Annotated in this window: 3 protein-coding genes; 2 read left to right on the top strand and 1 reads right to left on the bottom strand. The window is 61.3% G+C overall.

The features are described 5' to 3' along the window. The first annotated feature begins 335 nt into the window (after positions 1-335). On the top strand, positions 336-1709 hold the full coding sequence (locus tag AC5JJ6_RS39480) for a PepSY-associated TM helix domain-containing protein (protein WP_496047286.1): 1374 nt from the start codon (positions 336-338) through the stop codon (positions 1707-1709). A gap of 82 nt (positions 1710-1791) precedes the next feature. On the opposite strand, the gene AC5JJ6_RS39485 is transcribed toward AC5JJ6_RS39480, so the two are convergent. After that, positions 1792-2448, bottom strand: a complete 657-nt coding sequence (locus AC5JJ6_RS39485; protein WP_496047288.1) for a prepilin peptidase — start codon at positions 2446-2448, stop codon at positions 1792-1794. Between the two features lie 580 nt (positions 2449-3028). Here AC5JJ6_RS39485 and AC5JJ6_RS39490 point away from each other — a divergent pair. Then, the coding region (locus AC5JJ6_RS39490; protein WP_496047287.1) for a hypothetical protein at positions 3029-3600 on the top strand (572 nt) is incomplete at its 3' end.

Here is a 3600-nt window from a genome sequence, read left to right on the forward strand (position 1 = left end):
AAACACTCGATCCAGGCTGAGCGGCCACAATCCGGTTCCTCTCATGGATCTACCGGAGAAACCTGTGACCTCTGCACCGTTTGCTCGGGGACCGCGCCGCCGCTCCCGCCGGCGTCATATCAGTCCGATCTGAACTGCCCGCCGGCTGTAAAGACAATCAATGTCTGGCTAGGTGAGGTGTCTATCGACAAGCATTTTTTAACTGCATTGCGTCCGCGTGCTCCACCCACAAATGTTTTGATGGCGCCCCTCCTGATTTAAGGATTTCACGAAACGACGCCGTGCCCGACAGTCCAAGTGTCCGCACACCGGCGTAATGCCATTGGAACAAGGCTATGACGGAAACTTTGCTGGGAGCGGTTCCTTCGCGGGCCGCTGCAATCTCATCTTTGAGTGTTTACCGGGCGGTATGGCGCTGGCACTTCTATGCCGGCTTGCTGGCACTGCCGTTCCTGATCATCCTAGCGGTGACGGGTGCTGCCTATTTGTACAAGGACGAGATCGATAATTTTGTTTACCGAGACCTCAAGCACGTCGAGGTCCAGTCGGCCGAGCGTGCCGCGCCTTCGGCGTTGATCGATGCGGCACTTGCCGCATATCCTGGAACTGCGGTGAAGTATCTGCCGCCGGCCGATCCGGAAGCTTCGGCTGAGATCACTGTGAAAACCGGTGGGGATAAAGTTTCCGTTTTTGTCGATCCCTATACAGGACGAGTACTTGGCGACATCCCTGACAAGGGTTCGGTCATGTGGGTGGTCCGGCAGTTGCACAGCCTTGCCTGGTTCGGACCTGTGGCCAACGGAATTATTGAAATAGTCGGCGGCTGGACGATCCTGCTGGTCGGCACCGGTATCTTTCTGTGGTGGCCACGCAAGCGGGAAGGAGGCGCCGAGGGCGGCGTCGTGACGGTCCGTGGCACCCGGCGCCAGCGCGTATTCTGGCGTGATCTGCATGCCGTGACTGGAATTTTCGTCGGAGCCTTCATCGTGTTCCTGGCAGTCACTGGCATGCCCTGGTCGGTATTCTGGGGCAGCTATGTCAATCAGTGGGCCAACGGCTCCAACTATGGCTATCCATCCGGCGTGCGGACCGACGTTCCGATGTCCGACGAGCATCTGGCCCACATGTCGGCCACCAGCTGGTCGCTCGAGCAGGCGCGTATGCCGGAGTCGATCCCGGTTGGCGGCGGATCGATCGGCCTGGACAGTGCGGTGGCGATTTTCGACCGGCTGGGCCTGGCGCCCGGATATGCGGTCAGCCTGCCGGGCGGTCCGACACGCGTTTACAGCGCATCGGCCTATCCGGATGAGTTGTCGCTGCAGCGGGTCGTTCATCTCGATCAGTACACGGGCAAACCGCTGATTGACATGAGCTATGCTGATTATGGGCCGTTCGGCAAGGCGCTGGAATGGGGCGTTAATGTCCACATGGGCCAGGAGTTCGGCCTCGCCAACCAGATCCTGATGCTGCTGGTCTGCATGGCGATCGTTCTGTTGTCGGTTTCTGCCAGTATCATGTGGTGGAAGCGCCGGCCCGGCCGCTCCCTCGGCGTACCGCCGCTGCCGTCGGATCGCAGCGTTCTGCGCGGCTTGCTGGCGATCCTGATGATCGGCGGCGTTCTTTTCCCCCTTGTGGGGGTATCGCTGGTCGTGATGGCTATCCTCGACTACCTGCTGGTTGCCGGACGACAACGACTGCGGACGGTATAGCTCTGAGCAGGGTTGGTGACCGCAGCCGTCAGGCTGATCCTACTTTCGGCTGCGGACATAAGAGGGTCGTCAATCAGGCTCGTCAGGGCCACGCCTGCTCAGGTATAAGAAAGACGGTCCAGAGAGCGGCGGAAATGGCCGGCACGAACGGAATGCGGTCTCTCCAGGCGACCCAGCCCAGCTTGACCAAAAGCGATGCTGCGATCAGGCCGAAAATCCCGGACAGGAACACGACAGTTGGTAATGCTGCAAACCCAACCCAGGCGCCAGCCGCGGCGAACAGGCGGACATCTCCGCCTCCGATCCCGGCAACGCCGCGCAGCCGCCGGAAGGCTTCACCGAGAAGCCAGATGGCTGTCGCTGCGCCGGCGGCCGCCACGGCATGTTCGAGGACGGCCTGTGGCTTGATCCACCAGGTCGTGGCTAGCCCGGCGAGGATCAGCGGCAGGGAGATCGCATCCGGGACCTCCAGGTAGCGCAGGTCTATCAGCGTCAGGACGAGAAGCACCCAGCTCAACCCGGCCGCGACAAGGGACAGGGGCGCCGGAAGGGCAAATGCCGCCACTACTGCTGTCGTCGTGCAGGTTATCTCAATACCAGGGTGAAGACTGCGCAGGAGCACAGATCTGATCTCTTCCGAACCGGTAGCGCAATTCTCATCTTCATCCGGTGCTGGATAGCGATCGACGACCATGCCGGCGGCTGCGCCGGCCAGTGGTGCAGCCGCGATCAGCAGCACTTCCAATCCTTCCACTCTGCTCACTCTCCCTGATTTCCGGCCCAGTCCTCAATCCCCGCTCGGCAGGACCTGCCCGATAAGACGGCCCGGCGAGAAAAATAGTTCGGTCCCAGGGTTTGATAGCAGCCACGGTAGCGTGCCTTGAGCCTATTGCTCATGGGCAGTCAAAAATCTTGGGCGCCGCTCAATCGATCTGTGCCCAATCGATCTGTGCCCAATCGATCTGTATGGACCTTTCTTGGAATATGCCAGTAATGTGCGAAGTGTGCACGCCTAACCCCCACAAGATCCAGGCACACCATACCTTGACGATTGAGAATCCGATATATTTCACCCATAGGTCCAAATGGCGGCTTGGTTCTGCCGACGGGCAGTCAGCCTCTCCCAACAGCGATCCAAGCCTTTCGAAAGGATCGATCTGGACCATTTCACTCAGCCACACCGATGCGCTTCCAGGCAAGCTGGTCTGGAATGCTAGGACAAAGGGAGACGATCCAGGTCGCGGATGGAATTCACAGTCCTGTCAGCATGCCTCTGTCGCGTTAGGTTCATGGCCGGTGATAATCGAATGACTGAAAAAATGAGGCCCACTTTCCCGGGGCCGCGGCTGGGCCTGTCCGCCTGTGCCCTCATCGCCCTTCTGGCTGGGTGCGCGCAGGAACGCGACTCCCGCGCGAGAATGGACGAGCAGATTGCCGAGATGATGCGGATCGACAGGGGAAACTCCGGTGATCCGACGGCGCTCGTGCCGCCTGGCGGAACCGGCTCATCCTCGACCAGGTCGGATGAGCCACCGCGCCGGCCTACCTTTGTCGAGCGGGGCGGCATCCGGGTGCAGATGCTGCAGACGGCTACCCGGCCGACGCCGCAGGGCGAAAGCGTCGAGCTGAACTTCCCCGAAACCGACATCCGGGAGTTTTCCCGGGCGGTGCTGGGCGACATCCTCGGCCTTGCCTACGCGGTCGATCCCCGGATCGAGGGGACGGTCAGCATGGACACCCGCGGACCGATCCCGCGTGGCGACGTGCTGGCGCTGATGGAGCGGGTGCTCCAGATGCACGGGATAGCGATGGTGCCCATGCCCGGCGGCTACCAGGTGGTTCCCGCGGAAAACGCACTGACCAGCGGACCCTCGCTCGCCGCCGGGCCCGG

Source organism: Skermanella sp. (assembly GCF_059503625.1).